The 21,592-nt window shown below is 65.7% G+C and carries 14 protein-coding genes and 5 pseudogenes; 13 read left to right on the plus strand and 6 right to left on the minus strand.

The features are described 5' to 3' along the window. Nucleotides 1-365, plus strand: a pseudogene (locus GGR04_RS21345) (3'-5' exonuclease); the annotation flags it as partial. Between the two features lie 188 nt (nt 366-553). Here the strand turns inward: GGR04_RS21345 and GGR04_RS21350 are convergent. Both GGR04_RS21350 and GGR04_RS21355 read right to left on the minus strand, forming a co-directional pair. After that, a pseudogene (locus GGR04_RS21350) lies at nt 554-1,256 on the minus strand (transposase); the annotation flags it as partial. 110 nt (nt 1,257-1,366) lie between these two features. Continuing rightward, complete coding sequence (locus GGR04_RS21355; RefSeq protein ID WP_312857502.1) at nt 1,367-2,215, minus strand: GntR family transcriptional regulator; 849 nt, start codon at nt 2,213-2,215, stop codon at nt 1,367-1,369. A gap of 119 nt (nt 2,216-2,334) precedes the next feature. On the opposite strand from GGR04_RS21355, the gene GGR04_RS21360 reads away from it, so the two are divergent. From GGR04_RS21360 to GGR04_RS21405, 10 genes and pseudogenes are all read left to right on the plus strand, one after another. Beyond that, nucleotides 2,335-3,102 (plus strand): LamB/YcsF family protein, encoded by a 768-nt coding sequence (locus GGR04_RS21360; protein WP_183202307.1) that lies wholly within the window; start codon nt 2,335-2,337, stop codon nt 3,100-3,102. Nucleotides 3,103-3,108: 6 nt separating this feature from the next. After that, entirely contained in the window at nt 3,109-4,737 is a 1,629-nt protein-coding gene (locus GGR04_RS21365; protein ID WP_312857503.1) for a 5-oxoprolinase subunit B/C family protein, read from the plus strand. Beyond that, nucleotides 4,737-6,506, plus strand: coding sequence for an acetyl/propionyl/methylcrotonyl-CoA carboxylase subunit alpha (locus GGR04_RS21370; protein ID WP_183202309.1), 1,770 nt, complete (start codon nt 4,737-4,739; stop codon nt 6,504-6,506). Before GGR04_RS21365 ends, GGR04_RS21370 begins: the two co-directional genes overlap by 1 nt. Next, a complete protein-coding gene (locus GGR04_RS21375; RefSeq protein ID WP_183202311.1) occupies nt 6,503-8,341 on the plus strand; it encodes an ABC transporter ATP-binding protein in 1,839 nt (612 codons plus the stop codon). The genes GGR04_RS21370 and GGR04_RS21375 overlap by 4 nt, the downstream gene beginning before the upstream one ends. A gap of 40 nt (nt 8,342-8,381) precedes the next feature. Further along, a complete protein-coding gene (locus tag GGR04_RS21380) occupies nt 8,382-9,911 on the plus strand; it encodes an ABC transporter substrate-binding protein (RefSeq protein WP_183202313.1) in 1,530 nt (509 codons plus the stop codon). A 108-nt stretch (nt 9,912-10,019) separates the two neighbouring features. Further along, on the plus strand, nt 10,020-10,943 hold the full coding sequence (locus GGR04_RS21385) for an ABC transporter permease (protein WP_183202315.1): 924 nt from the start codon (nt 10,020-10,022) through the stop codon (nt 10,941-10,943). Between the two features lie 6 nt (nt 10,944-10,949). Continuing rightward, the gene (locus tag GGR04_RS21390; protein WP_183202317.1) at nt 10,950-11,786 is read left to right on the plus strand and encodes an ABC transporter permease; all 837 of its coding nucleotides are present in this window, start codon (nt 10,950-10,952) and stop codon (nt 11,784-11,786) included. A gap of 4 nt (nt 11,787-11,790) precedes the next feature. Next, complete coding sequence (locus tag GGR04_RS21395; protein ID WP_183202318.1) at nt 11,791-13,536, plus strand: M14 family metallopeptidase; 1,746 nt, start codon at nt 11,791-11,793, stop codon at nt 13,534-13,536. A gap of 385 nt (nt 13,537-13,921) precedes the next feature. After that, nucleotides 13,922-15,562 (plus strand): annotated as a pseudogene (locus GGR04_RS21400) (ISL3 family transposase). Nucleotides 15,563-15,627: 65 nt separating this feature from the next. Then, nucleotides 15,628-16,199: pseudogene (locus GGR04_RS21405) on the plus strand (transposase); the annotation flags it as partial. A gap of 29 nt (nt 16,200-16,228) precedes the next feature. Here the strand turns inward: GGR04_RS21405 and GGR04_RS21410 are convergent. The 3 genes and pseudogenes from GGR04_RS21410 to repA all read right to left on the minus strand — a co-directional run. After that, a pseudogene (locus GGR04_RS21410) lies at nt 16,229-16,663 on the minus strand (integrase core domain-containing protein); the annotation flags it as partial. 590 nt (nt 16,664-17,253) lie between these two features. Beyond that, nucleotides 17,254-18,339, minus strand: a complete 1,086-nt coding sequence (gene repB / locus GGR04_RS21415) for a plasmid partitioning protein RepB (protein ID WP_183202320.1) — start codon at nt 18,337-18,339, stop codon at nt 17,254-17,256. Next, entirely contained in the window at nt 18,336-19,547 is a 1,212-nt protein-coding gene (repA, locus tag GGR04_RS21420) for a plasmid partitioning protein RepA (protein WP_183202321.1), read from the minus strand. The genes repB and repA overlap by 4 nt, the downstream gene beginning before the upstream one ends. Before the next feature lie 297 nt (nt 19,548-19,844). Between repA and GGR04_RS21425 the strand changes: the two genes are divergently transcribed. Further along, nucleotides 19,845-20,081 carry a ribbon-helix-helix protein, CopG family gene (locus GGR04_RS21425; protein ID WP_183202322.1) on the plus strand — a complete coding sequence of 79 codons (237 nt, stop codon included), beginning with the start codon at nt 19,845-19,847 and terminating at the stop codon, nt 20,079-20,081. 217 nt (nt 20,082-20,298) lie between these two features. Further along, nucleotides 20,299-21,108: a helix-turn-helix domain-containing protein gene (locus tag GGR04_RS21430; protein ID WP_312857504.1), complete on the plus strand. Its 810-nt coding sequence runs from the start codon at nt 20,299-20,301 to the stop codon at nt 21,106-21,108. 156 nt (nt 21,109-21,264) lie between these two features. On the opposite strand, the gene GGR04_RS21435 is transcribed toward GGR04_RS21430, so the two are convergent. After that, nucleotides 21,265-21,591: a DUF1294 domain-containing protein gene (locus GGR04_RS21435; protein WP_183202323.1), complete on the minus strand. Its 327-nt coding sequence runs from the start codon at nt 21,589-21,591 to the stop codon at nt 21,265-21,267. Between the last annotated feature and the right edge of the window lies 1 nt (nt 21,592).

Genomic DNA, 21,592 nt, shown 5'->3' on the forward strand with positions numbered 1-21,592 from the left:
TGAGTCAGTGCGGCGCGTTTCACAACGGCCACCGCGCCGTCGATGATTGCCATGCCCTCCTCGAGGTTCTTTCGCATCCGGCGCGAACGCAGGCAACGGCAGCCTTTCAGCAGTTGCTGGCGTCCTCGCTGCAGACGCGTTTGCGCATCCACGCCATCGGCTCGCCCTTCCACGCCAAGGATGCCCTGAAGGCGCGTGGGTATCGCTGGAGTGACGGCATGGGCGGCAAGCAGAAATGCTGGTGGCGTGAGGTCGCTGAGGACGCCTACGACGACGAGGTCTGCTTCCTGGAAGAGGAAATCTATGGCGGCAGCATGAACGCCTATGTGGAGAGCCTGACAGCCTGCGAGCGGTTCAAGGCTTAAGCATTACAGTTGCGTTTTTCTTTCGATGTGGGCTTGTCGAGCTGCTGCTTGATAGGCTCGTCGCCAGAGGCACCATGCGATGACATCGGCAGGCTGGATGCGTCTTCGCGCCAGACGTGAAGCGATACGGCGGATCTCCTGCACCGACCAGCGGATTAGCGGCGGGCCATAACCTTGCTGGCGAGCCCCCTTTTTATCGGATCGGCCCCGTTGGCTTTCTGGCGGATAGCGGCGAGCATGGCGAAGGCCAGCATGACGAGCGAGACGTGTCGGTGCCAGCCATGCCAGGAACGCGTTTCGTTGTGGTCAAGATCGAGCTCGTTCTTGGCGGTCTCGAAGCTGTCCTCGATCGTCCATCGGTGCCCCTCGATCCGGACCAGCGTTTCCATCGGCGTACGGGCGGGACACCAAGTGGTGAAGAAGGCAAGCTCTCCGTCCGCGAGGTGGCGCCGGATCAAGAGGCCACGCGTTCAGAGACCGGGGGGCGTTCGTCACCTTCGTCCCCATTGAGGTCGGCCAGTTTCAGATAGGCCCAGTCATGAAGCCGCTCGCCCTTCGTGCCCGTACCGGCCGACAAGCGGCGTCATGCGGCGGGACTGAGATCCTTGGCGATCTCGGGTGCTCGACGACATAATCCTGCTCGATGTCGCGCAAGGCATCGGCGTCCCAGCAACCGCGCCCGAGGACCGCCTGTTGTCGCCACGGCCTACGGTCGCCGGCAGCCTCCGCTCGCATCCAGCCGGTCTTGCGTCGCTCCTCGACTAGCAGCCCGTCCAGGAACTGCCCCGCTGATACCGCCACGCGCTCCTGACGAAACAGCGGTCGCATCCGCCCCTTTGCTTCTCGCAACGACGACGCCCAGAGCTCCAGCGTCTCTTCGATCGATGCCACCAATCACCATGACCTCCTCCTCATGGCTCACCATCGATTCAGAACTCAACCGACTATGCAACTGCAATGTTAGTTGGCGGCAAGGTTGGATGCCATACCGTCTCGGTCCGCTAGACCTCACTCCGAGATCCGTCACTGGGCAGCTTGGAACGCGTGGCGCGCGTGTAGGCATTGAGAATCAGTCGTTCCGCGCGGTTGAGATAGGCCTCCAGCATCTTGCTCGCGCCGGCCGGGTCGCCGGATTCGAGCCGCGCCACGATCGCGAGGTTCTCGTTGATGAAAGGGCCATGGAGGAATTCTGGGTCCGGCAGCAGTCCGAAGACCAGACGCAATTCCAAGGCGATCTGCGCGTAGAAGGACGACAGGCGAGGGCTGTCGGCGAGATCCACGATGGCGGCATGGAAGGCGATGTCGGCGCTGCCGACGCCCAGCCAGTTTTCGGCATCCCGGCAGCGGAGGGCGTCCACGACCGCAGCCCGCATGGCCTTCGTACCGGGATGGCGCGGCTGAGCCTGCGCCAGGGTGGAGCACTCCAAAAAGCGGCGCAGCTTGTAGAGATCGATGATCGCCTCGACGCCCGGCGTCGATACGAAGACGCCGCGATGGACCTCGTGGCGCAAAAGGCCCTCCCCGGCCAGGATGCGGAAGACCTCGCGCAGCGTGTTGCGTGAAACCTCCAACTCATCGCTGAGCGCCTGTTCTGACAGATGGCTCCCCGGCTTCAGGACACCCGAAACCACACGCTCGCGAAGCCGGGCGGCCACGGTTTCGGCGAGCGAGCGCAAAGGGTCCGTCGATCCCCCTGCGGGGCGATCGACAATGTCCACAAGTTCGGGCGTCGCGCTCGCCCTGCGGTTCGATCGATCCGCCGTCACACCATTCCTCCATCCTCGACCCGCCGTCAGCCGGCCTCCCCGATCTCCTCTGCCATTGGCTGCAGGATCGACGGCAAGGATCACGAACCAACCGTCCTTGCTCGTCTTCCGGTCGATGTCAACGCAAGCAGGATTGTTCAACAAGCTGGACAGAGTTGTTCTCCGTCGCTAGCCTCGCCGGTGAACGTGGAGCGGGTAGGCGAATGCAAGCCATCGACCTCAACAGCGATCTCGGCGAAAGCTTCGGCGCCTGGACCATTGGCGACGACGCGGCGATGCTCGACATCGTCACCAGCGCCAACGTCGCCTGCGGCTTCCATGCGGGCGATCCCGCCGGCATCCTCGAGACCCTGCGAACGGCTAAGACGCGCGGCGTCGCGGTGGGGGCTCATGTCGGATACCGCGATCTCGCCGGCTTCGGCCGGCGCAACATGGACCTGTCGAGCCAGGAACTCGTCGGCGACGTGATCTACCAGATCGGCGCTCTGCAGGGACTGGCGACGGCTGCCGGCACTCGCGTCACCTACGTCAAGCCGCATGGCGCGCTCTACAACACGATCGCGACCGACCCGCGTCAGGCCGGGGACGTGATCGCCGCCATCCGGGCGGTGGACCCGGCGCTGGCGCTGATGGCGCTGGCCGGTTCGCCCCTGGTGGCGCAGGCCCGGGCCGCCGGCCTCGCCGTCGCCGCAGAGGCCTTCGCCGATCGCGCCTATACCTCGGACGGCCATCTCGTCTCCCGGCGGCAGGCGGGTGCGGTTCTCCACGACCCGGACCTCGTGGCTGAGCGCATGGTGCGCTGGATGCGGGATGGCACGATCGAGACGATCGACGGAACGCCGGCGCGCGTCGAGGCGCAGTCGATCTGCGTCCATGGCGACACGCCGGGCGCCGTGTCGATGGCGCGCCGGGTGCGCGCCCGGCTCGAAGAGTCCGGCTTCGCCGTCCGATCCTTTTCGTCCGAAGCCTGAACGGCGGTGCGATCTGCCCTCCCCGACACGCCTGGCGAAACCGCTCTACGCCTCTTGCCGATGGGACGCGGCGGGCTGCTCGTGGAACTGGCGGATCTCGACGAGACGCTCGCCCTGTTCGATGCCCTGACGCGCGATCCCGTTGCGGGCGTCCGGGAGATCATCCCGGCGGCCCGCACGCTTCTCGTCACGTTCGATCCCTTCGCTCTCTCACAGAACGCGCTGACGGAAGCGCTCGGTGGCCGCATCGGCCAGCGCCCAAACGCCGCCGCAGGGCCTCTTGTCGAGATTCCCGTTGTCTACGACGGAGAGGATCTCGGCAAGGTAGCGGATCTGCTGGGCCTTGGCGTGGAAGAGGTCGTGCATCGACACGAGGCGGCCGACTACGTCGTGGCGTTCACCGGCTTCGCACCGGGTTTCGCCTATCTCGCCGGCGGCGATCCGCGCCTGAACGTGGCGCGCCGAGTCTCGCCCCGAACGCAGGTTCCCGCGGGCGCGGTGGGGCTCGCTGGAGAGTTCAGCGGCATCTATCCCAAGACAAGCCCAGGCGGCTGGCAGCTGATCGGTAGGACGACGCTCGTCCTGTTCGATATCGAGCGCCACCCAGCATCCCTGCTCCAGCCCGGCCATCGCGTCCGGTTCCGTAGCATCGCAGGGGACAAGCCTTACGAGATGGCGACACCCCGACCGGTCGATGCGGTCGCACCTGTGGATGCGCCGAACGCGCTCGAAATTCTGACACTCGCCACGCCCGTCCTTTTCCAGGATCTCGGCCGACCGGGACTTTCCGACCAGGGCATCGGGCGATCGGGAGCCGCCGACCGGGCGAGTTGCCGTGCCGCCAACCGTCTCGTCGGCAATCCCGTCGAGACCGCGGTGCTGGAGATCACGCTCGGGGGCTTCGGCTTTCGCATGCACGGGCGCGGCGTCATGGGCCTTGCGGGGGCGCCGATGCCGATCTCGGTCGTCGGCGCGAACGGTCTCCGGCTCGAGGCCGTCGCCGAGACGCCGCTCGCGCTCGACGATGGTGACGTCGTGTCGCTCGGCTTTCCCGAGACCGGCATGCGCTCCTACCTCGCCCTGCGCGGTGGTTTCGGCGTGACGCCGGTCCTCGGCAGCGCGTCGGCCGATACGCTGGCGCAGATCGGCCCGGCTGCCCTGCGACCGGGCGACGTCGTTCCCATCCTGTCGCGAACGGGAGGCGCGGCGGTGGCGCTCGATCGACGCCCGGTCTCGGCCCTGCCGCGAGCGGGAGACGTCGTGGTCCTCGACGTCGCCATGGGGCCGCGCACCGACTGGTTCACCGAGGAGGCGGTCCGCCAATTCCTCGGCCAAGCCTGGGCCGTCACACCTCAGTCGAGCCGGATCGGCATCCGCCTGGACGGCACGCCCCTCGCCCGCCGGATCGCCGCCGAACTGCCGAGCGAGGCCACCGTCCACGGCGCGATCCAGGTGCCCCCGAGCGGCCTTCCGGTCCTGTTCCTGGCCGACCATCCTCTGACCGGGGGCTACCCGGTCATCGCAGGCGTCGCCGACCACCATCTCGATCTGGCGGCCCAGATCCCCATCGGGGCGCGGATCCGCTTCCAGGCGATCCAGCCCTTCGAGCCCCGTCTCTCGCGAAGGATGATGTGATGAAGACCGTCCTGATCGCCAACCGCGGCGAGATCGCGGTGCGGATCATCCGGGCCTGCCGGGACTACGGGCTCGCCTCCGTCGCTGTCTACGCCGATGCCGATGCCGATGCGCTCTTCGTGTCCATGGCCGACGCGGCGCATGCGCTGAACGGCGTGAGCGCGGCGGACACCTATCTCGACATCGAGAAGCTGATCGCCGCCGCGCGACGCAGCGGCGCGGATGCGGTGCATCCGGGCTACGGCTTCCTGTCGGAGCGTGCGGACTTCGCGAGGGCGGTGATCGCAGCAGGCCTCGTCTGGATCGGCCCCGGCCCGGACGTCATCGAGGCGCTCGGCGACAAGCTCGAGGCGCGGCGCATCGCCCGCAAGGTCGGCGCGCCGCTCGTCGCCGGCAGCGACGGCGCGATCTCGAGCGCCGCCGAAGCGCTCGCCTTCGCACGGACCTTCGGTCTGCCGATCGCCATCAAGGCCGCGCATGGCGGCGGCGGGCGTGGCCTCAAGATCGCCCGCAGGCTCGACGAGGTCGAGGATCAGTTCTCGTCCGCCACCCGCGAGGCGCAGGCCGCCTTCGGCCGGGGCGAATGCTTCGTCGAGCAGTTCCTCGACCGTCCGCGCCACGTCGAGGCACAGATCCTCGCCGACCGCTTCGGCCAAGTCGTGGTGGTGGGAACCCGCGACTGCTCGCTGCAGCGGCGCAACCAGAAGCTCGTTGAGGAGGCGCCAGCCTCGGGTCTGACACCGGATCAGCGGCAGGCCATCCACGAGGCGGCCCGCGCGATCTGCGCCGAGGTTGGCTATGTCGGCGCAGGCACGGTGGAATTTCTCGTGAGCGTCGACGGCGTCGTGTCCTTCCTCGAAGTGAACACACGGCTTCAGGTCGAGCATCCTGTGACGGAGGAGACCACCGGGCTCGATCTCGTCGTGGAACAGTTCCGCATCGCGGAGGGTCTGGCGCTCTCCATCACGCAGACACCTGTGCCACGTGGCCATGCGATCGAGTTCCGCATCAACATGGAGGACGCGGCGCGCGGCTTCCTGCCGGCCGCGGGGGAGGTCACGCGGTTCGCCCCGCCGTCCGGGCCCGGCGTCCGGCTGGATTCGGGCATTGAAGGCCGTGCGATCGTCCCGCCGATGTTCGATTCGTTGGTTGCCAAGCTGATCGTCTGGGGGTCGACGCGAGGTCAGGCGATCGCCCGCGCCCGCCGCGCGCTGGGGGAATTCCACATCGAGGGCGTGCCCTCGGTCCTGCCGTTCCATCGCGCCGTTCTGGGCCATCCCGACTTCGCCGGCGACGAGATCCGCGTCCACACGCGATGGATCGAAACGGACTTCGCGGAAACGCTGGAAGCCGCCGCCCGCCCCGCGCCGGCGTCGGAAGGCTTGATGCGCGTTCATGTCGAGATCGACGGCAAGCGCGTCGAGATCGGGATTCCCGACGCCCTTCTCCAGCGTCTTGGCCAGGCATCGGCGCAAACGCGCGCTGTGCCCCCGCAGGAGGAGCCCGATCGAGGCGCCGTCCGCGTTCCCACGCCCGGCGTTCTCGCCCATTGGAAGGTCGAGGACGGCGCCCTCGTGCGGGAAGGCGAGGTTCTGGCGATGATGGATGTCATGAAGATGGAGACGGCGGTCAGCGCCCCGATCGCCGGTGTCGTCCGGCGTCTTGCGGAAGCCGGATCGTCGCAGGCGGGTGGCGCGGTGATCGCGCGCATATCGCAGACGCACGCCCCTGCCGCGGAGGCAGGGACCGAAGTGGGAACGATGGCATGACCGAGCGAGCGAACGCGGGCCGGCCGATCCTGACGGTCGAAAACCTCGGCGTCCGGTTCGGCACCTCGACCGTGGTCGACGATCTCTCCTTCACGGTGCCCGCCGGCAAGACCGTCGCGGTGGTCGGCGAGTCCGGTTCGGGAAAGTCCGTCACCTCCATGTCCGTGATGCGGCTGGCCGACATGGCGGGAGCCAAGTTCCCCACGGGCCGCATCCTGTTCGATCGTCCATCGGGCGAGATCGACCTCCTGCAACAGTCGCAGAAGCAGATGCGCGGGCTTCGCGGCAAGGAGATCGCCATGATCTTCCAGGAACCGATGACCTCGCTCAACCCGGTCTACACGATCGGCGACCAGATCGGCGAGGTGCTGACCCTGCATGAGGGCATGACGAAGAGCGCGGCGCTCACGGAGGGACGACGCCTTCTCGACATGGTGCGCCTGCCCGATTCCGCCGAACTCCTCGGGCGCTTCCCGCACCAGCTGTCCGGCGGCATGCGCCAGCGCGTCATGATCGCCATGGCGCTCGCCTGCCGCCCCCGCCTTCTCATCGCCGACGAGCCGACCACGGCGCTCGACGTGACGATCCAGGCGCAGATCCTCACCATCATGCGGGATCTGCAGCGGGAACTCGGCATGGCGATGATCTTCATCACCCACGACATGGGCGTCGTCGCCGAGATGGCTGACGACGTCGTCGTGATGTGGAAGGGGAAGAAGGTCGAGGAGGGCCCGGTTCGCGAGATCTTCGCCGCGCCGCGCCATCCCTACACCTGCACGCTGCTGGCCGCCGTGCCGACGCTCGGTAGCATGACGGGCGAGGACCTGCCCAAGCGCATGCCGCTGACCGTTCTCCAGGACGGCGAACCGACGCTCATCGGCTCGGAGCGCATCCAGGACACGGCGCGATACGGCGACGCGCCGCTCTTGTCGGTCAAGGATCTGGTGGTTCGCTTCGACGTGAAGAAGACGTTCTGGGGCGGCGTCACGCACCGCGTCCACGCGGTGGAAGACGTGTCCTTCGACATCCATCCCGGCGAGACGCTGGCGCTGGTCGGAGAGTCGGGCTCGGGAAAGTCCACCATCGGCCGCGCCGTCCAGCAGTTGCAGGCGGCGACGTCGGGTCGGATTTCCTTCGCCGGCCGGCCGCTGAGCGCGATGAGTGCCGCCGAGCGTCACCGCCTGCGGCAGGACGTCCAATACATCTTCCAGGATCCGTTCGCCTCGCTCGACCCACGCAAGTCGGTTGGCTTCTCGATCGCCGAGCCGATCCGCACGCATGGGCTTCTTCATTCGAGCCGCGAGATCGAGACGCGCGTCCACGGCCTGCTCGAACGGGTCGGGCTCCTTCCCGAACACGCCAAACGCTACCCGCACGAGTTTTCCGGCGGCCAGCGCCAGCGCGTCTGCATCGCACGGGCGCTGGCCTGCGACCCCAAGCTGATCATCGCGGACGAAGCCCTGTCGGCGCTCGACGTGTCGATCCAGGCGCAGATCATCAACCTATTCATGGACCTCCAGGCCGAGCGCGGCCTCGCCTACCTGTTCATCAGCCACGACATGGCCGTGGTCGAAAAGATGAGCCACCGTGTGGCGGTTCTCTATCTCGGCCAGATCATGGAACTCGGCAGCCGTCGTCAGGTCTTCGAGACGCCGGGGCACGCCTATACCCGCAAGCTCCTCTCCGCCGTTCCCGTCGCCGATCCCGCTCGGGCGCGCAGCTCGGCGATGATCGAAGGCGAGATCCCCAGTCCCGTGCGCGCCGTCGGCAACGAGCCGGCAATCCTGGCGCGCCGTGAAATCACGCCGGGGCACTTCGTGGCGCAAGGCGCCTGACACGATCCACCGAACCAACCTCAAGAGGGAACACGCAGTGATGAGAACGACGAAAATCCGCGCGGCTCTTCTGGGCCTGTCCGTGGCGGGCCTCGCCCTCGGTACCGCACCGGCGCTGGCCGCGGGCAAGCTGACCGTCTCCTCGCCGCAGGATCCCGGCAGCTGGGATCCCGTCGACACGTTCCTGGTGAACTGGGCGGCCGTCGCCACCAACGTCTTCGACGGCCTTACCTATCGCGGGCCGGACCTCAAGCTCGTTCCCGGTCTTGCCGAATCCTGGGAGGTTCTCGACGAGGGCAAGCGCATCCGCTTCAAGCTGCGGGAAGGCGTGACGTTCCACAATGGCGAGCCGTTCAATGCCGCGGCGGTCAAGTTCACGTTCGAGCGCCTGCTCGGCGAACAGGGTTCCAAGGGCCCCCAACGCTCCAACTACACGGCCATCGACACCGTCGAGATCATCGACGATCACACCGTGGACATGAAGCTGAAGTCGCCTGACCCGGTGCTGCTCACCAAGCTGGCCGGCTACGGCGCGATGATCGTGCCGCCGAAATACATCGCAGAGCAGGGGGAGGACCATTTCAACACGAACCCGGTCGGCACCGGCCCGTTCAAGTTCGTGTCTTACGCGCCCAAGGTCGACATCAAGCTCGCAGCCAACCCCGACTACTGGGGCGGCGCACCGAAGCTGTCGGAGCTCGAATACCGCTTCATCGCGGAACCCTCGACCGCCGTCGCCGAACTGCAGGCGGGCCGCGTCGATATCGTGCTGCCGCCGACGATCCCGGTCGGCATGGTCGAAATCATCCGCGGCGACGCCAATCTCGAACTCGTCTCGGTTCCCGGACCGACGGTCACGGCGCTGCGCTTCAACACGCGCGACGGCGTCACCAAGGACGCGAAGGTGCGCAAGGCGCTGATCATGGCGGTGGATCGCACCACCATCGTGCAGCAGATCCTCGCCGGTCAGGCGAGCGAGATCGCCTCGTTCCAGAGCGCGCTCTCCTTCGGCGACGATCCCGCCCTGAAGCCCCTGCCCTACGATCCGGAAGCGGCCAAGAAGCTCCTGGCCGATGCCGGCGTGTCGGAGGGCACACGCGTCCAGATCGACGTGCGTGGCAACGACCAGACGATGAACGAAGTGGCGCAGGTGATCGCAAGCTACCTGCAGATGGTCGGCATCACCGCCTCCATCCAGCCCTACGAAACCAACGTCCTTCTCAACGACATCATCCCGCAGGGCAAGACCGGCGCGATGTTCCAGCAGAGCTGGGGTGGCTGGACCTTCGACTACGATAACACCGCCTACTCGATGTATCACTCGGGCGAGAAGTGGAACCCGTATGAGAGTGATCCGGCGCTCGACAAGCTCTTGGAATCGCAGCGCTCGCTGACCGATCGCACCGAGCGCGAGCGGATCCTGCGGGAGATCGCGGTGTCCGTCGCCGATCGCGCGCTCGAAATGCCGCTCTACAATTCGAACGCCATCTACGGGGTCAACAAGCGCGTCAAGGGCTTCGTGCCGGCGCCCGACAACCGCACGAAGTTCGACACCGTCTCTGTCGACTGAAGAGCATCCGGCGGGAGGCCCCTTCCGGGGTGGCCTCCCGCCACGACCTCGACCGAACCGACGGCCGCGAGCCGCTCGCGCGCGCGCCCGCTTCCGGAGAACGATCACTTGGCCGGCTTCCTCATCAAACGCGTGCTTCAGGCGATCTTCGTCGTGATCGCCGTTACCCTGCTCGTCTCCTTCGCGATACGTCTCACCGGCGATCCCGCAGTGACGATGTTCCAGGGCGGCGGGTCGATGACGGAAGAGGATCTCGCGCGCATCCGCACGGCGCTCGGCGTCGACAAGCCCTTCCTCACCCAGTATCTTTTGTTCCTCGGGGGTGTGCTGACGCTGGACTTCGGCCGCAGCTTCGCGGGCGGCACGCCCGTCTCGGCGCTACTCGCGCAGGCGATCGGGCCGACACTGCTCCTCGCCTTCCTGTCCATCGCCCTGTCGATCGTGGTGTCCATTCCGCTCGGCATCAAGGCGGCCACCTCACGCGGCCGCTGGAGCGACCAGATGATCCGCATCTTCTCGTTGATCGGCCTGTCGTTTCCGAACTTCTGGCTCGCCACGATGCTGGTGCTGCTCTTCGCCATCACGCTCGGCTGGCTGCCCCCAAGCGGCATGGGCACGTGGCAATCCTACGTCATGCCGGCCTTCACCATGGGCCTCATCCTGACGGCGACGAACGTGCGCCTCGTGCGCACCACCATGCTGGAAACGCTGCACTCGCAGTATGTGATGGTCGCCCGCGCCAAGGGGCTCAGCGAAGCCAAGGTTCTCTACAAACACGCGCTGCGCAACTGCGCGATCCCGCTGATCACCTATTTCGGCATCCAGTTCGGCGGCCTTCTCGGCGGCATCGTCGTGGTGGAGCGCGTGTTCAACTGGCCGGGGCTCGGCACCCTCGCCTTCGATGCCGTCGCCGCCCGAGACTATCCCCTGTTGCAGGGGGTGATCACGGTGCTGGCGCTGCTCATCGTCGCCGTCAACCTTCTCGTCGACATCGCCTACGGCCTCGTCGATCCGCGCGTGCGCACGGAGTAGCTCCCGATGACCAGCCTCACCCGACGCTTCGCCAATCTCGAATTCATCCTCGGCGCGCTGTTGACGGCTGGCATCTGCCTCGCCGTCCTGTTCTCGGACCTGATCTTTCCGGACGCTGGATCGAAGATCAACCTGACGGCGCGGCTCGTGGCACCCTTCGGCAACCCTGCCTTTCCGCTCGGCACCGATCCGCTCGGCCGCGACGTTCTCGCGCGCGTCGTGCAGGGCGGCAAGATCTCGCTCACCGTCGGCCTGCTCTCGGTCGCCGGCTCCGTGGTGGTTGGCGTCTTCATGGGGCTGATCGCCGGCTATTACCGCGGCATCTGGGACATGGTGGTGATGCGCTTTGCCGACGTGCAACTCGCCATGCCCTTCATCCTACTGGCGATCACCTTCATTGCCATCGTCGGCGGCAGCCTGACGAACACCATCCTGCTGCTCATCGCCTCCCAATGGGTGCAGTATGCGCGTCTCGTGCGGGGCTCAGTCCTGTCGCTGCGCGAGCGCGAGTTCGTGCTGTCGGCCCGCGCCATCGGCGTCAGCGACCGCAACATCATCCTACATCATCTCCTGCCCAATCTTGCGGGGCCGGTGATCGTCCTGATGACGCTGAACATCGCCACCAACATCCTGCTCGAATCCTCGCTCACCTTCCTCGGCCTCGGCGTCGATCCGACCATTCCGAGCTGGGGCGGCATGCTGGCTGACGGGCGCACCTACCTCCAGCTCGCCTGGTGGGTGTCGGTATTTCCGGGCCTCGCGATCCTCCTCACCGTGCTTGGGCTCAATCTTCTCGGCGACTGGCTGCGCGACAGCCTCGACCCGACCGGCAGGACGCGCTGACCCGATGACCCAGATCTTCGCCAAGCGTTTCGAACGCAGCCTCGACATGCTGGTGGAACACGCCGTTTCCGGCGCCGCCTTCGAGGCCTGGACCTTCGACGATCCCGAACACCGCCGCGATGCGGAACGTCGTCTCCGCCACAAGGACGTTTCGGCACGCATCCGCAGCGCCTACAAGCCGCTGCTCTTCGCCTTCCTCGAAGACATCGATCTGGCGGGTGTCACCGCGATCGAGGTTCGCTATCCCGTGCATCCGCAGGCACCAGCCAACCGCTTCCGGCTGGAAGCCTATCCGCTCGCGGCGCTGGTCGGCGATCGGCCGATCGCCTTCGTTGCGCGCGCGGACGCGGCGTTCCGCTACGACGTCGCGCTGATGCGCGGCGGCGTGGAAGAGTCGCTGACGATCCCGGCGCCGAACCGCGTTCACATGGACATCGTGGGAGAGACCAACGTTTCGCCGACGGGCTGGGTCCGCGAGGTCGGCGACGCCGAAGGCCGGCGACTGGAGACCGACTACGAGCGCCTGTTACACGACGCGCTCGGAGCGATCGCCGCGCAGGACTGGGGCCGGGACGAGCCCTATTTCGAGGAGCTCAACATCCGCGTCGCCTATCCTGCTGCCGACATGCCCCTGCCCGTCGGCGACGAGACGGTCAGCCTTCGCGAGGCGCTTCACGAGGAGTTCTATTTCAGCCTTCTCGAACTCTTCCAGCAGAAATCCGGACGCCCGCTCGGGGACCGGGGCCTGCGCCCCGGACAGATCGTGCCCGAGATCGTGGCGGGCGACGGCGAGGTCTGCATCCGCGTCGAAACCCGCCCGCTGACCACGGCCTTCGCGGACGGACCGGACCAGGATCTCGACCGAGCGGCTGAACCGCCCGCCGCCCGCCAGATCTCTGCCGTTCTCGCCTCGTTCGGCGGCAAAGGCCTGGGGGCACGCTCGCGCGCCGGGCGCCTCGTCTTCGCACGTCATGTCGTCGGCGGCGACGCGCCGGTGATGATCAGCGGGGGGCAACATCCGAACGAACCGAGCGGCATCGTCGGTGCCCTGCGGGCTGCCGAGCGGCTGGCGCGGCGGCCCGGCGCGCATTTCGTCGCCTCGCCGCTCGAGAACCCCGACGGCTACGCGCTCAGCCAGCGCCTTCGCCGCATCAATCCCCGTCACATGCATCACGCGGCCCGCTACACCGCGCTCGGCGACGATCTCGAATACCGCACACGCGAAACGGCCGGGGCGCATCTCGGCGAGAAGGAGATTCATCTCGAGGCGCAGAGCGCGACCGGCGCCCGGCTCCACGTGAACCTGCACGGCTACCCCTCGCACGAATGGACCCGGCCCCTCTCTGGCTACGTGCCACGCGGCTTCGGCATGTGGACGCTTCCCAAGGGCTTCTTCCTGGTGCTGCGCCATCACGAGGACTGGGCCGAACCGGCGGAGCGGCTGCTTCACCAAGTGACGCGCCGTCTCGGTGCCCTGCCCGGCCTTCTCGACACCAATCGCCGCCAGATCGCGCTCTACGAGATCCACGCCGGCGAGACCGGGTTTCGCATCGTCAACGGCGTCCCCTGCCTGTCCTCGGTGGATGAGCGCCATATCGCGCCAGTGACGCTGATCACCGAGTATCCAGACGAGACGATCTACGGTGCGGACTTCGTCGCCGGGCACACTGCTCAAATGGAGACGGTGCTTGCCGCCTACGAATCATGGCAGGAGATCATGGCTGATCGAACAACCGCGGGGACCGTATAAACGTATGATCCACTCTCAACCCGGCAGGTGTTAGGGCTTAGGGATGGATTGGAGCAACGACCGCATTCGGCTACGTGGTCAGAAAGCCGTAGATCGGCATTCACCTCAGCTTTCTTTAACGTCCGCCACGACGTCCAGTTCGCCAAGATGCGGCGAACCGTAAACGGCCGCTCGTCGCCTACGACATCCATCGTGTCGGAGGCAGGCGCAGCCAAAGCCAGAAGACCGATGACGACGGTGGGAACGCCAAGCCCGGTCAACGCGAGGGCGACGAGAAGGCCGAGGACGAGTGGACTTGCCTCGGGAAAGTGGCTCTTGCGCATGTTGTGTGGTTTTTGGGCGCCGGGACTCTTTCTAACACCGCAGATGACGCGGTGGAGGAAGTATGTCGGAGATATCCATAATGCCTGGCTGCCTTGGCGAAGGAGTCTGGCGGGAAGGGAAGTCGGGGCTGACCATTTCGTTGCAGGGACGCCATGAGGGCGAGCGATGCCCGGAGTGTCAACGACGATCAACGATCGTGCACGGCTACTATGACCGTCATCCAGCCGATTTGCCCGTTGCCGGTCGGTAGGTCCGGCTCGACGTTCGTGTTCGGCGGTATGCCTGTGCGAACGACGGCTGCCAACGACGAACTTTCGCAGAGCGACTGCCGATGCTGATTGCGCCGTCGGCGCAAAGGACCAAGCGTCTCGCACAGGCTCAGGCGAAGATCGGAATTGCTCTCGGCGGCGCTGCAGGGGGCCGCCTCGCGAGCCAACTCGCGATGCCCGTCAGCGGCGACACGATCCTGCGGCTGGTTCGCCGGCTGCCTCAGCCGGCCATGCCGGTACCGGCGGTGATCGGCGTGGATGATTGGGCCATGAGGAAGCGGTTGCGCTACGGAACGATCATCGTGGATCTCGAGCGCCATCGGCCGATCGACCTCTTGCCCGACCGAACGGCAGAACCGGTGATCGACTGGCTTCGTCAAAGGCCTGAGATCAAAGTCGTCGCACGCGATCGTTCGACAGAGTATCGCCGCGCCATCACGACGGGCGCTCCGAGCGCCGTTCAGGTCGCCGACCGCTGGCACCTTCTTTACAACGTGCGGCAGATGGTCGAGCGCTGGACCGCCGGAGCCCATGCGCGTCTGCGGCGACTGCCGATGCTGCCTTTCCCGGAGACGGCAAAGGCGAGCCGCATCAAAACGTTCAGGCGCACCCAAGCGGACGAAACCGTTGCAGCCGACAGCCGAGTCCGGCGCATGGCTCAATATGACGACGTTCGGCGTCGCCATCTCGCCGGCGAGACGGTGATGGCGATCAGCCGTGCCACAGGCCTGTCTCCGACAACCGTGCGTAAGTTTGCCTATGCCGAAGCCTTTCCAGAGCGCGCCGTGCAGCCACCGGGAACCAGCATCATCGACCCGTACCTTTCGATGCTCCAGGCGCGGCTGGCGCAAGGCTGTGAGAACGGCCTGCAGCTCTGGCGCGAATGCCGTGCGCATGGCTACATCGGATCTGTCGGCCAGATCCACCGCTGGCTTCAGGACCATCGAACGGCTCCTTCAAAGCATGCGCCGCTCCGATCCGACGCAGTCCCTCCACAGTGGCGTTCCTGGCAACCTTCGTCCCTTCCATCGCCCAAGCAGCTCGCATGGCTGATCGTCAAAGCGCCTGCGACGCGATCGGCTGAAGAAGCGGCTATCGTCCAGCAGCTTGATCAGGATCACGATGCCGCCATTCTCATCCCCCTCGTTCGCAGCTTCGTCGATCTTGTCCGCCGCGTCGGCACCCGGTCCCGAGACGCTGTCTCCGTCTTTGAAACATGGCTGCTCGACGCGAAGGGGTGCGGCATCCGCCCGCTCGAAACGTTCGCCGCCGGGCTCGAACAGGACGGTGCTGCAGTCCAGGCGGCCCTGCGGACAGGATGGAGCAACGCCCAAGTCGAAGGCCAGGTCAACAAGCTCAAGCTGCTGAAGCGTTCGATGTATGGCCGCGCAAGTCTCGATCTGCTCCGCCGACGGCTGCTCTTGGCACCGTGAAACCACACAACATGCGCAAGAGCCGGGAAAGTGGAGAGCTCTTCTGCAGGAAAGAGGAGCATTCCATGGGCAAGCCGCAGCGCCGGTTTGGCAAGAAGTTTGAGGCGGAGGCCGTTCGTCTGGTGGAGACGAGCGGTCGAACGCAGCGTGAGATCGCCGAGGATCTCGGCATAGGGCTTTCGACGTTGCGCCGTTGGCTCGACAAGCGCCGGGAGCGCGATCTGGAAGCGCCGCCTCCTGAACGTCAGGAGGACTTGGCCGTCGAGGTGAACCGATTGCGACGCGAGAACGAGATCTTGCGGCAAGAGCGCTAGATCCTGAAGCAGGCCGCAACTTTTTTTTTCGCCAAGGAGGGAAGTCGATGAGGTTTCGTTTCATCGACGCGGCGAAGAAAGAGTTCCCCATCCATCGCCTGTGCAAAGTCCTTGGCGTCAGCTCAAGCGGATATTTCGCCTGGCAGGATCGTCCGGCCTGCCAACGCCAGCGCGACGACATGGTGCTGCTGGCGCATGTCCGCTCAGCGTTTGCCGTTTCGAACGGGACCTATGGCAGCCCGCGCATGGTGCATGAACTGCGCGGCAATGGCTTGGCGATCGGGCGGCGGCGCACCGCCCGGCTGATGCGCGAGAACGGGTTGTGTTGTTGCCCCCGAATGATCGGACAGGATCAGAGGGATTGTCGGGACGCGATGAATTCACGCGGTGACAGATAGTCGAGCGCCTTGTACGGGTGAACGGTGTTGTCGTGTTTGAACCAGACCGGCCGTGTGTCGATGACGGTTCGAGCATGCGGAAGGGACGAGACGCGGACGTAGTCGCGCTTGATCGTTCGGACAAAGGCTTCGGCCATGCCGTTGGATTGCGGGCTCAACTCTGGCGTGGTTCTGGGCTCTGGCCCGATATTGCATGCCAGGCGCTTGGTTTCGCCGGCGATGGTGCCCGAGCCGTTGTCGGTGAGCCACTCGATCGTCTGTGGCAGGCGGTTCACGCGGCCGAAGCGGCCCTCCACGACGAGGAGCATGAGGGCCTCGACGTGCTCGCCCTTGATGCCTTCGGTGGTGGCGACGAAGCCGATGCTCTCGCGGTCGCAGCAGTCCAAGGCGTCGCGCAGACCATCCCTACATCAGCAAGATTCTATAATTATTCGCATTCCGAACGGAAGAACGAAGCTTACCTATGCCTCGGACGTGTCTCGCGTCGTGGCTGGCTGAGGAGTAGATCAAGGGGGCAGGATTCGACTATGTCGCGATTGTGCCAGCAGGAAGCCATTCGTCGGTGCTAGTGGACTCGCGTAGGGAGCCGGGCGCGCCAAGTGCCATTGTGCTCGATCATTAGGATCGCGTAGCCGCACGACACCCTCCACAAGAGGACGACACCGCCATTAGATTTGACTATTCAAGCTGACCGACTTCACGCACGGCGTTTTGGGCGACAGGGAAGCGATTTCGATCCCTTTGCTGGCGATAGATTCGCATGTTCCTGTGCATGCGAGGCGCGTTGCTCTTGAACCTCATTCCTTGACCGAAGGCGAGGGGAGGTCCCAGTTCATCTCCTGTTTTTAGTACGAGCGAATATCAATGCCCGCTCCTAAGCTACCAACATAGGCCGATCTCGCGACAGGTGCCCGAACCTCGAGGGATTCCACCGCATCGCCGCATCCCTAAACCTTGGCAACTGCCAAGGTTCTAGACCTCACTCTTCCTGGCGTTTTGCCTTCCAAATCTCAAAGCGTTCCGCGATATGCGGCACCTCTTCCCGTAAGAAAACGCCCCACTCCGAGGCCACGGAGCGCACCGCCGTCAGTTGCATCGTCCCTCGCGTTAGACGGACCTGCGCCAAAAGCTGGCCATCGGCAGCACGTATCTCAAGTGGTTCGTCACTTGGTTCCGGTTGCCCACGCAGGACGGAGAGAGCGACCTGGACCCGCCCATCCGATGACGCATCTCTGACGTCCGCCAGGGTTTGAGAGACCAAAGCCACACGCGCCGGAAATTCTTCGGCTAGCTTGGCCATCTCGACCCATCGGGGTCGTCCCGCTTTGGGCGCACGGCCGATGGCCTCAATCACTTCTTTGGGCAAGGAGCGTAGCACCAAGCGAAAACGCGCTAGCTCTGGATCATCAATGCCGAGAGCCGCACGAATCTCGCGCGCTTTCAGCCCAGCCTGCTCCAATGTGGCGGCAAATCGCGCGCGTTCAATCCACGTCAGATCTTGACGTTCGGCATTTTCAATGCCCTGTGAAACCGCGACCTCAACATCGCTCTTAGCAACGACGATGGCACGTAGTGGCACGCCCAGCTCGCGCGCGGCCCGCCAGCGCCGATGGCCGAAAACGAGCTGGAAGCGGCCGGGCACGTCGGGATGCACGCGTACTTCGGCGGGCACCTTCTGCCCCTCCTGTGCGAAGCGGGCGCGAAACCCCTCGAAATCCGCGTCGTCGTCATCCGGCATCCGGTCGCGGAAATGGGAGGGGTCAACGAGCGACGCGTCGATCTCGCGCGCGCCGCCGGCGTCCACGAGCGCCCGCAGCTGATCGCGCTCCTCGCGCAACTCGGCGATCGAGCGCTGCGTCGCGCCGATCACCGAGGCGCCGACGCGCTGCACCATACCGCCCGCCGGTGGCGTGGCGGGACGCGCGGCGGATGGCGCGCCGCCGGCGGCGGGGGCAGGGGCAAGGGCGTCGCCACCCGCGTTCGCCGCCTCGCCGGCCTGCGCTTTCGCCTCGGCGGCGAAGGAGGCGAAATTGGCCAGAATGGACTTGCGCGGTCCCTTGCTCATGCTCGGCCCCATCCCTGACAGATCAGTTCCAGAATACGCTGGTTCACCGCGTCCATGGACTCGCGCGCGCGCTTCACCGTGCTCGCGCCGACATGGCCGGGCTCCAACTCGTAGAGAGTGCGCTTGGCCAGCCCTGCCGTCTCGATCGCGGCGCTCTCCACGGCGGTGGGGATCAGCACGTCCTCGCCGAACAGCCCGCGCAGCATGGCCACGACGTGGACCTGGCTCTGGTCGTTCGGGTCGTGGCGCGTGATGAGATAGCGCAGGAAGTCTTGGTTGAGATGGGCACCGGCCTCCCGCACCACGCCGATGAGATCGCCCATCATCAGCAGAAACTGGCTCATGGACATGACGTCCAGCATGGCGGGGTGCACGGTGACGATAAGACCGGTGGAGGCGTAGATCGCGCCGAGGGTGAGGAAGCCGAGCGAGGGCGGGGTGTCCAGAAGGACGACGTCGTAATCGTCCTCGACCTCGCCGATGGCGAGCCGCAGCCTCTCGAAGAACATGCCGTCCATGCCGTCGGATCCGCCGGCCAGGGCGCGAGGAGTCTCGTGCTCGTACTCCATCACCTCGATGTTGCCGGGGATCAGGTCGATGCCGGTAAAGTATGTTTCGCGAACGATCTCTCGGATGGGGCGGCGCTCCTCGTCGTAGCGCAACGCGGCATAAATCGTCTCGTTGTGCCCGACGTCCATTTCTGGCTGGAAGCCGAACATGGCCGAGAGCGAAGCCTGCGGGTCGAGATCGATCGCCAGAACGCGAAAGCCGGCGAGCGCGAGATAATGGGCCAGATGCGCGCTCGTGGTGGTCTTGGCGCTGCCGCCCTTGAAATTGGCGATCGACAGGATCTGCAGCCGGTCGCCATCGCGCCGGCGCGGCAAAAAACGCAGCGCTTCCGAAGGCTTAGTCTGGGCGGCGAAGGCGCGCAGTTCGTTGACTTGGGCCAGCGTGTAGGCCCGGTGGTTGTTGTCGAGCCGCGCGGGGGCGGGGCCCTTGCCCTCGATCGACAAGGTCCGCAACGTCGATTCCGGGATCGACGTCAGCTTCGACACCTCGTGGGTCATTAAGAACCGAAGGGTCTTGCGCGCATCCGGCGGATACATCTGCTGGCGGCGTGCCAGCAACTCGGCCGAGAGAATCGCGCCGTGACGCACGACCTTCTCGGCCGGGTCTTCAGAGAGAATCGGGACGGCTGAGGCGTTCATGGGGGGGAAGTAGTCCTTCTGACGGGTGTCGTCCGACTTTTATCGCATAAGCCGTCAAAGAGTAAGGGCGGGATAAGCCTCTGCCGCCCCCGCAGGTCAGCCCGGCGTCAGCCCCAGCGAAATCAACGTTTTAGCAGGGCTCGAGCGGTCTCCATCGCGGCGCCGCCGCCCCATGTCGCGCCTCTTCAATCCCCGCCGGGCCGGTGTCGCGCATAGTGCCGCCGGGCGCTAGGGGTGGTCTTCGCCAAGGGGGTGACGTAACCCTTTCTAGTAACCTACTAGAATCGAGTCTGTCCGATGCTGCGAAGAACCACCACAAAGGCCGTTGCCGCGATACGCGCGCGTCGTCGTGCGGTCGGTCTGCGGTCCACGGAAACGGTTCTCCACGAAAGCGAGATCGCCGCGCTCGACGAGGTGAAGGAGCGTCTGGGCGTACAGTCACGCTCGGACGTGATCCGCGTTCTCATCGCGAAAGCCGATCTCGATCTGCTCACCGAGGCCGATGCCGACCTCCTAAAGACGCAGGAGGCATGAGGCCCATGTCTATCATTCATCGGGAGACGCGATAGCGCAAAGAAAAAGGCCCCGAAGCGGGAGCCGCCGGAGCCTTCATCTGTGTTCGTCGCTGTCCACAGGTCTAGCCCCGACTCCCTTCATCGTCAAGTGAAAACGCGGCTTCCCGCCACGGCCTTGCTTTGCCTCGCGCAAGGAAGGGACCATGACGGACGAACGATCCCGCACGCCTCGACGCGTGCTCGTGCCGACGCGCGCCCTGGAAACAGGCGTGGACGCCGGAACGGACCTCTTTACTCTGGTGCAAGGCGTGTCCGAGGCTCCGCACCCGGACTTCGCGGCCCGGGCCGAGATCTGGCGCGAGCAGCGCGCCGGGCTGATTTCGGTCGCCGAGGCGCAGCGCCGCTCGGCCGCGATCGGCGCCGTGCCGGCGAAGCCGTCATCCGGCGCAGCCAGACAGGGCAGGGACGGCGCGCCGCGGCCCCCCATCGCACGGCCGCGCCATGAGCGCCCCTCGCCGAACGACAGCCGCCAGTACGCGCAATCCATGGCGACCACGGCGGCGCGCGACGATCGCCTGACGCCGAACGCCAAGGCCTTCCTCCAGGTGCTGCGGGCGCGTTGCGGCAAAGGCCGCGTCACGTCGATCACCAAGGGCACCGCCGGCAACATCATGGCCCGCTCGACGCGCACCATCCGGCGCTACCTCGTCGACCTCGTGCGCTTCGGCTATGTCGAGCTCGAGATCCTGCGTTCAGGCCGCGGCATGCATCTCGGCCTCACCGTGAAGCTCACCGCCCTCGTCGCTCCGTTCTACGAGGAGGCGAGGGGGCTCGCCCGTTGGCTGGCCGAGACGCCGAAGGCCGAGTTCCGGCCCTTCGAGGCGGTCTTCGACCCCTCAAGACAAGGGGTGACACTTCTGTCATCCAAAAACCAAACCCAAATCATCTCTTCCTCCGCTACGCTCGGATTTGCGGTCACAGGGCGCTTCGCGCCCCGTGAAAGGCTTTCGAGAGGGATAGGTGCAAGGGTCGTGCCAAAGGCCTGACGCCGCTCAGCGGCCCTCCAGTGCGATCCTCGTCCGCTTCGTCATCGGTTCACACCACGTGATCGCTTTCGCTTGTCCGCTCTTCCAGGCCGTTGCCTCGTCGATCGGCGGAGGACGGGATGATGACGCTCTCATCCCAGGCGACCGCCAGGGGTCTCACGAGGTGAGACGCTTCCACAGCGCCTCGGTGGAACCCGCCACGATCAGCGCGACCGTCACTGTGATGAGCACCACGATCTGGAGCACGAGGATGCCGACCAGCTTTGAGCGGAACGGCTCCTTGCGCGTCTTATGACGCATGGTCTGTTGCGCGATGACGGTTCCGATACTGCCGCCCAAAAACGCCAGATTGAGGAGCGTCGCCTCGGGGATCCGTCGCGTGCCGTTCCTGGCATTGGCTTTGTCGAGCACCATCACGGCGTAGGCGAGGACGTTGATCGTAAGACCATACGCGAGAACCCCGATCACCACCTGGTTCGACATC

Source organism: Aureimonas pseudogalii (genome assembly GCF_014196835.1).
GTDB lineage: Bacteria > Pseudomonadota > Alphaproteobacteria > Rhizobiales > Rhizobiaceae > Aureimonas > Aureimonas pseudogalii.

What these genes read in the sequence shown, in the direction of transcription:
- GGR04_RS21360 (WP_183202307.1), top strand. Translation starts at nt 2,335, where the DNA reads ATGCAAGCCATCGACCTCAACAGCGATCTCGGCGAAAGCTTCGGCGCC.
- GGR04_RS21370 (WP_183202309.1), top strand. Translation starts at nt 4,737, where the DNA reads ATGAAGACCGTCCTGATCGCCAACCGCGGCGAGATCGCGGTGCGGATC.
- GGR04_RS21375 (WP_183202311.1), top strand. Translation starts at nt 6,503, where the DNA reads ATGACCGAGCGAGCGAACGCGGGCCGGCCGATCCTGACGGTCGAAAAC.
- GGR04_RS21380 (WP_183202313.1), top strand. Translation starts at nt 8,382, where the DNA reads ATGAGAACGACGAAAATCCGCGCGGCTCTTCTGGGCCTGTCCGTGGCG.
- GGR04_RS21390 (WP_183202317.1), top strand. Translation starts at nt 10,950, where the DNA reads ATGACCAGCCTCACCCGACGCTTCGCCAATCTCGAATTCATCCTCGGC.
- GGR04_RS21395 (WP_183202318.1), top strand. Translation starts at nt 11,791, where the DNA reads ATGACCCAGATCTTCGCCAAGCGTTTCGAACGCAGCCTCGACATGCTG.
- repB (WP_183202320.1), bottom strand. Translation starts at nt 18,339, where the DNA reads ATGAGCAAGGGACCGCGCAAGTCCATTCTGGCCAATTTCGCCTCCTTC.
- repA (WP_183202321.1), bottom strand. Translation starts at nt 19,547, where the DNA reads ATGAACGCCTCAGCCGTCCCGATTCTCTCTGAAGACCCGGCCGAGAAG.
- GGR04_RS21425 (WP_183202322.1), top strand. Translation starts at nt 19,845, where the DNA reads ATGCTGCGAAGAACCACCACAAAGGCCGTTGCCGCGATACGCGCGCGT.
- GGR04_RS21435 (WP_183202323.1), bottom strand. Translation starts at nt 21,591, where the DNA reads ATGTCGAACCAGGTGGTGATCGGGGTTCTCGCGTATGGTCTTACGATC.